This window comes from Allobosea sp. TAB14 (assembly GCF_052113865.1).
In the GTDB taxonomy this organism is placed as follows: Bacteria; Pseudomonadota; Alphaproteobacteria; order Rhizobiales; family Beijerinckiaceae; genus Allobosea; species Allobosea spartocytisi.
Genome location: NZ_JBFRDQ010000056.1, coordinates 36,109 through 42,275 on the forward strand (window position 1 = coordinate 36,109; position 6,167 = coordinate 42,275).

Annotated in this window: 8 protein-coding genes; 2 read left to right on the forward strand and 6 right to left on the reverse strand. The window is 67.8% G+C overall.

What is annotated here, in order from left to right; genetic code table 11:
- Window positions 1–17: 17 nt before the first annotated feature.
- Window positions 18–290, reverse strand: coding sequence for a hypothetical protein (locus AB4Y99_RS10935; RefSeq protein ID WP_441523325.1), 273 nt, complete (start codon window positions 288–290; stop codon window positions 18–20).
- A 73-nt stretch (window positions 291–363) separates the two neighbouring features.
- Entirely contained in the window at window positions 364–1,320 is a 957-nt protein-coding gene (pcaQ, locus tag AB4Y99_RS10940) for a pca operon transcription factor PcaQ (protein ID WP_441523326.1), read from the reverse strand.
- On the opposite strand from pcaQ, the gene AB4Y99_RS10945 reads away from it, so the two are divergent.
- Window positions 1,307–2,029, forward strand: a complete 723-nt coding sequence (locus tag AB4Y99_RS10945) for a Crp/Fnr family transcriptional regulator (RefSeq protein WP_349236406.1) — start codon at window positions 1,307–1,309, stop codon at window positions 2,027–2,029. The two genes, pcaQ and AB4Y99_RS10945, sit on opposite strands and share 14 nt — an antisense overlap.
- Before the next feature lie 17 nt (window positions 2,030–2,046).
- On the opposite strand, the gene AB4Y99_RS10950 is transcribed toward AB4Y99_RS10945, so the two are convergent.
- From AB4Y99_RS10950 to AB4Y99_RS10965, 4 genes are read right to left on the reverse strand one after another with little or no spacing between them, the layout of a single operon-like run.
- A complete protein-coding gene (locus AB4Y99_RS10950) occupies window positions 2,047–2,517 on the reverse strand; it encodes a hemerythrin domain-containing protein (protein WP_441523327.1) in 471 nt (156 codons plus the stop codon).
- Between the two features lie 14 nt (window positions 2,518–2,531).
- A complete protein-coding gene (cydX, locus tag AB4Y99_RS10955; RefSeq protein WP_112763656.1) occupies window positions 2,532–2,663 on the reverse strand; it encodes a cytochrome bd-I oxidase subunit CydX in 132 nt (43 codons plus the stop codon).
- 22 nt (window positions 2,664–2,685) lie between these two features.
- Complete coding sequence (gene cydB / locus AB4Y99_RS10960; RefSeq protein WP_133560666.1) at window positions 2,686–3,843, reverse strand: cytochrome d ubiquinol oxidase subunit II; 1,158 nt, start codon at window positions 3,841–3,843, stop codon at window positions 2,686–2,688.
- 24 nt (window positions 3,844–3,867) lie between these two features.
- A complete protein-coding gene (locus AB4Y99_RS10965; protein WP_441523328.1) occupies window positions 3,868–5,460 on the reverse strand; it encodes a cytochrome ubiquinol oxidase subunit I in 1,593 nt (530 codons plus the stop codon).
- 100 nt (window positions 5,461–5,560) lie between these two features.
- Between AB4Y99_RS10965 and AB4Y99_RS10970 the strand changes: the two genes are divergently transcribed.
- A partial coding sequence (locus AB4Y99_RS10970) for a 6TM ABC transporter family protein (RefSeq protein WP_465248675.1) occupies window positions 5,561–6,167 on the forward strand: 607 nt, incomplete at its 3' end.

The window sequence follows — 6,167 nt, forward strand, 5'->3', positions numbered from 1 at the left end:
ATTCGGCTCGGCCGGCTCTACGCTTCGGGGCCGGTCGGGCGGGTCGCCTTGAATTCCTCGAYGGCCGCGGTGGCGAGGTCCGTGACGGAAGCAGGCGGCGCCCCGATGAGGCGCAGCACGATCCGCCCGAGACGGGCCTTGGCATCTGTTTCCAGCTCCGGATCCAGCCGTCCGTCATGGTCGAGCGACGCCCAGGCGCGGGCATGGACCGCTTCGGCGACGAGCAATTCGCTGGAGTTCAGCACTCCGGGAAAACGGAAGGAGCGGCTCTGGATCGGCGTATCGGACATGAAGCTATCGGGCATKGTCACCGCGCCGATATAGGGTCCGGGCCGGCGAGGGCAACCCCGCTTGTGGTCGCACTCAACCGTGCGGGGCCGTGTCCATGGCCCGTTGCGCCACGAGCTCCCGCAGCGCCGCGGCCAGAAGCTGCGCCGGCAGCGGCAATGCCGTATCGGTCCGCGTCGTCAGGCCGACCGGGCCGAACGTATCGCCCGTATCGGCTGGCAACACGGACAGCCAGCCCGTCCTGACATCCTCCGCGACGACGCCTTCCGAGATGAACCAGATTCCGTCGGTCAGGCGCAGATAATTGCGCGCGAAGGCGTCCGAGACCGTCTCGATCACTCCGGCTGCCGGCTGCAGCGCATGGGCGACGAGATAGCGCTCGACCGTAGAGCTGATCACCGAGCCCGGCGGCGGCAGCAGCCATTGATGGCGGGCGACCCCGGYGATGTCGAAAGGCGAGGATGCCAGCAGCGGGTGGTGCGGACCGACCACCAGCGCGATCCGCTCGGAATAGAGGTGCTCGAAGGCGAAGCCCCGCATCGTCTCCGGGTCCCCCATGCGGCCGATGACGAGATCGAGGTCGCCCAGCCTGAGCTGCGACATCAGCACGTCGTTCGGCCCGGTCACGACACGCGGGCGCATCGCGCCATGGCGCTCCATGACCTGCGCGAGCGCGCGCGGCAGCATATGCGCGGAAACGGTCGGCAGCGCCCCGACGGAGAAGGCGACATCCGTATTGGCGCCGTCGCGCCCGACCATGCTGATGCCTTGCCTTAGCGCCGTCACGCTCGATCCGGCATAGCGCAGGAAGACCTCCCCCGGCCCGGTCAGCATCATCGGCCGGCGGTTCTGCTCGAACAGCGAAACCCCGAGCGCGTCCTCCAGCTCCTGAACCGTCTTGGAGATGGCCGGCTGGCTCAATCCAAGCAGAGCGGCCGCCTTCACCACGCTCTTCAGCCGGGCCACCTCCAGGAAGCACACTGGCCGCGCAGCGCGGATCGGGATAAGGTACTTCACCGTGCGCGAAGACATTCATACAACCGGCTTTCCGGTCCTTTGCGCCTCCTGCGAGGCGCGCCACCGCGGCATCTGCGGCTCGCTGACGGCCGAGCAGCTCACCCAGCTGGCGAAATCCTCCTCGAAGCGAAGAGCCGAGCAGGGTGCCGAGCTGATCGGCGAGGCCGAGAACGTCGAGAGCTACGCGAACGTCCTGTCCGGCGTGGTGAAGCTGACGAAGATGCTCTCCGACGGCCGGCAGCAGATCGTCGGCCTGCAATTCGCGCCGGATTTCGTCGGCAGGCCCTTCCGGACCGAGAGCACGCTCACCGCCGAGGCTGCGACCGATGTCGAGCTCTGCTCCTTCCCTCGCGCGGCCGTCGAGCGGATGATGGTGGCGCAGCCCGATCTGGAGCATCGTCTGCTGCAGCAGACCCTGAAGGAGCTCGATCAGGCCCGGGACTGGATGGTGACGCTCGGCCGCAAGACCGCCGCAGAGAAGGTCGCAAGCTTCCTGCTGATGATCGCGCGCAATATCGACCCGACGATGCAGCCGGGGCAGCGCGCCGTCGCCTTCGACCTGCCGCTGTCGCGGGCCGAGATCGCCGATTTCCTCGGGCTGACCATCGAGACCGTCAGCCGGCAATTCACGCGCCTGCGCACCGAGGGCGCGATCAGCATCGAGCACAATCGCCACGTCATCCTCGACGACATCCGCAAGCTCGCCGCCTCTTCGGGGGATTGAACGGACGGTCGCGCGCCTCAGCGCCCATCCGGCCCGGGCGGCGCCGACAGGATGCAGTCCTGCTCGAAGGCGATGTGCCGGCGCATCGAATCGAACAGCGCCCGCAGCATGTAGCCGAAGGCCTCCGGATTCGCGATCGGCCGGCCATTGCCATAGGCCAGCAGCGCTTCGCTGAGATCCTCGGCGGCACAGCGATCCTGCACATGCTCGGCCCTGAGCCGGTTCACGATCCCGGCGTTGCGCCGCGACGTCGCGAAAGCCGGAAAGACCGAGCGCTCCTCGAAGCGGTGGCAGGCGTCGATGAGCGGCACCAGACTGTTCCCCAGCATCAGGCAGCGCAGCCGGTCGACATGGGAGGGCAGGTCGTCGGCGAGCTGCTCCAGCGCGTCGCAGATTTCCAGCATCCGCGCATGGCCGCGCGCCATGTCGATATGCGGGACGAAGCCGGCCCCACTCTGTCCGCCGCCGCTGGCTGCATGCCGCGCCATGGCCGGCCTGCCGGTCAGGGCGTCGGCAGCGGCACGGTTGCCTTCGCCGGCTCCTCACGCACGGTGCGCAGCTCGTACCACAGCGCGTTCAGGATGCCGACGGAGGCGGCGAGGCCGAGGCCGAGAATCCAGGCGAAATACCACATGGCGCGTTCACTCCTGTCCGGATCAATAGGCCGAATGGCCGGCGTCCTCGACGCTCTTCTCGGTGACCTTGCCCCACAGCACGCTGTAGACCCAGGCGGTGTAGGCCAGGATCAGCGGCATGAAGATCACCGTCGCCAGCAGCATGTTGCGCAGCGTGGCGCGGCTCGACGAGGCATCGAACACCGCGAGCGAATGGCCGGGATTACTGCTCGAGGGCAGCAGGATCGGGAACATCGCGACGCCGACCGTCGCCACGATCATGGCGACGCCGAGCTTGGAGGCGAGGAAGGTCAGCCCCTCCCACCGCGCCCGGAAGCCGATCGCCGCCAGCAGCGGCGCCACGACGCCGAGCGCCGGCACCGCCCAGAGCGCGGGATGCGCCCGGAAATTCGCAAGCCAGGCGGCGGGATCGGCGACGACGGTCTTGAGCAGCGGATTCGACGGCCCGTCCCAGACGATCGGCGAGGTCACGCGATAGCCGCCGAGCAGCCCGAGCCAGACCAGCACCCCGCCGCCCGCGAACAGCAGGGCCGTCAGGAACGCCGCCATCGTGCCGAAATCGCGGGCCCGGCCGGCGACGGCCCCGTCGGCCTTGAAGGTCAGCCAGGCGGCGCCATGCATCGTCAGCATCGCCAGCGAGACCAGCCCGCAATACAAGGCGAGCGGATTGAGCAGGCCGAAGAGATTGCCCTCGTAGATCGGCCGCAGATCCGGCGTGAAATGGAAGGGCACGCCCTGCAGCGTGTTGCCGACCGCGACGCCGAAGATCAGCGAGGGAACCGCGCCGCCGATGAACAGCGCCCAGTCCCAACGCGCGCGCCAGGCCGGATCGGGCTTCTTGGAGCGGTATTTGAAGCCGACGGGCCTGAGGATCAGCGCGCACAGCACCAGGAACATCGCGAGGTAGAAGCCCGAGAAGCTCATCGCGTAGAGCGCCGGCCAGGCCGCGAAGATCGCGCCGCCGCCCAGGATGAACCAAACCTGGTTGCCCTCCCAGACCGGGCCGATCGTGTTGATCGCCACCCGCCGCTCGATGTCTTCCTTCGCGACGAAGGGCAGGAGCGTGCCCACACCCATGTCGAAGCCGTCCATCACGGCGAACCCGATCAGCAGGACGCCGAGCAGCACCCACCAGACCAGCCGCAGCGTTTCATAGGAGAAGAGAAAGTCGATCATCATCGTGATCCTTGGCTTGGCGTCCGGTCACTCGGCGGGATAGGGCGCGACGGCGTGCGGCCCCGGCTGCCCCGGTCGCCTCGGCCGCAGCCCCTCGACCACATCGGCGACATCGGGCCCTTTGCGGATGGCGGCGAGCATCAGCTTGACCTCGATGACGGCGAGCGTGCCGTAGAGAAGGGTGAAGCCGGCGATGGTGAGCAGCAGGTTGTAGACGCCGAGCTCGGAGGTCGCGAGGAAGGTCGGCAGCACGCCCTCGATGATCCAGGGTTGGCGTCCGAACTCGGCGACGAACCAGCCGACCTCGATCGCGATCCAGGGTAGCGGCATCGCCAGCAGCGCCATGCGGAACAGCCAGCGCGACGCTTCCGACTCGCGGATGGTGTGCCAGAGCGAGACCGCGAAGACACCGAGCAGGATGAAGGCGCACAGCACCATCAGGCGGAAACCGAAGAACAGCCAGGGCACGCCCGGCACGGTCGACCAGGCGGCGTCCTTGATGTGCTGCTCGGTCGCCTGCCGTGGATCGGCGACGAATTGCTTCAACAGCAGCGCGTAGCCGAGATCATGCGAGGAGGCCTTGAAGGCCGCGCGGGCGACGCCGTCATTGCGATCAGCCTTCATCTTCTCCAGCGCGTCATAGGCGACGAGCCCGTCGCGGATGCGCGCCTCGGCCCGCTGCACCAGCTCGTTGATGCCGGGGATCGGCGTATCGACCGAGCGCGTGCCGATAAGCCCCATCACCCAGGGGATATGGATGGCGAAATGGGTCTTGCGATCGGTAAGGCTGGGGATGCCGATGGCGGTGAAGGAGGCCGGGGCCGGCTCGGTCTCCCACATCGCCTCGATCGCGGCGAGCTTCATCTTCTGGTTGTCGGTAAGCGCATAGCCGCTCTCGTCGCCCAGCACGATGACCGAGAGCGCCGAGGCGAGGCCGAAGGCCGATGCGATGACGAAGGAGCGCTTGGCGAGCTGCACATGCCGGCCGCGCAGCATGTACCAGCCGGAGACGCCGAGCACGAAGGTGGCGGCGCAGACATAGCCGGCCGAGACGGTGTGCACGAACTTCGCCTGCGCGACGGGGTTGAAGATCACCGCCATGAAGTCGGTGACTTCCATGCGCATCGTGTCGGGGTTGAAGGCCGCGCCGACCGGGTTCTGCATCCAGCCATTGGCGATGAGGATCCACAGCGCCGAGAAGTTCGTGCCCAGCGCCATCAGCCAGGTCACGATCAGATGGGCGCGCGGCGAGAGCCTGTCCCAGCCGAAGAAGAACAGGCCGACGAAGGTCGCCTCGAGGAAGAAGGCCATCAGGCCCTCGATCGCCAGCGGCGCCCCGAACACGTCGCCGACATAATGCGAGTAATAGGCCCAGTTCATCCCGAACTGGAATTCCATGGTGATGCCGGTCGCGACGCCGAGCGCGAAGTTGATGCCGAACAGCACCCCCCAGAACTTCGTCATGTCGCGCCAGATCGGCCGGCGGGTCATGACATAGACCGTCTCCATCATCGCGATCAGGATGGAGAGGCCGAGCGTCAGCGGCACGAAGAGGAAATGATAGAGGGCCGTCAGCGCGAACTGCAGGCGGGATAAATCGACGAGGAGCGGATCGACCATGGCATCATCCTTTCGGGACGCTCTCTTGTAGCCGCACTCCCCGTCGAGCCTCTTGATCTGGATCAAGCGGGCGCGCCCGGCGTCGTGCGAAAGAAAGCTCATGGAGCAGCCCGTCACCCCGGAAGATCGGCCTGACCGTCGCGGCGGAAGCCATGACGCCTTCGCGGCGCTCGCCCGGGCGCGGCGTCTCGGCAGCGCAGGGCTCGGCCGCCTGCTCAGCTGGCAGCTCGCCCGCACCGCGCTGCGCCTCGCCGCCGCGGCGTCGATGGCCGTGCTCTTCGGCAAGCTGATCATGGAGCAGCCATTCGAGACCTCGCTCCTGATTGCGCTGGCGATCTCCGTGCCGGGCGCCGCCGTCGCCGGCCTGATGGCCGATCGTGCGCAGGCACGGGCCGAGACGGAGGTTTCGACGGCACTGCGCGACGCCGCCATCGAAAGGCTGCAAGCGATGCCGGCAGGCCGGCTGCGCTCGCTCGCGGCCGGCAGCGTCACGGTCGGCCTCCAGCGCCATCCCGAGGCGGTGGCGGGCCTCGTCATCGGTCACCGTGCCGCCAGCCTGATGATGGCGATCGGTCCGCTCATGGCGGCGGTCGCGCTCGCCGTCGTCTCCTGGCAGGCGGCCTTGCTCGTTCTCGTCCTGACGCCGGTGATGATCCTGTTCTTCGCGCTGGTCGGCGAGACCATCCGCAGCCGGGCCGACGCGCAGG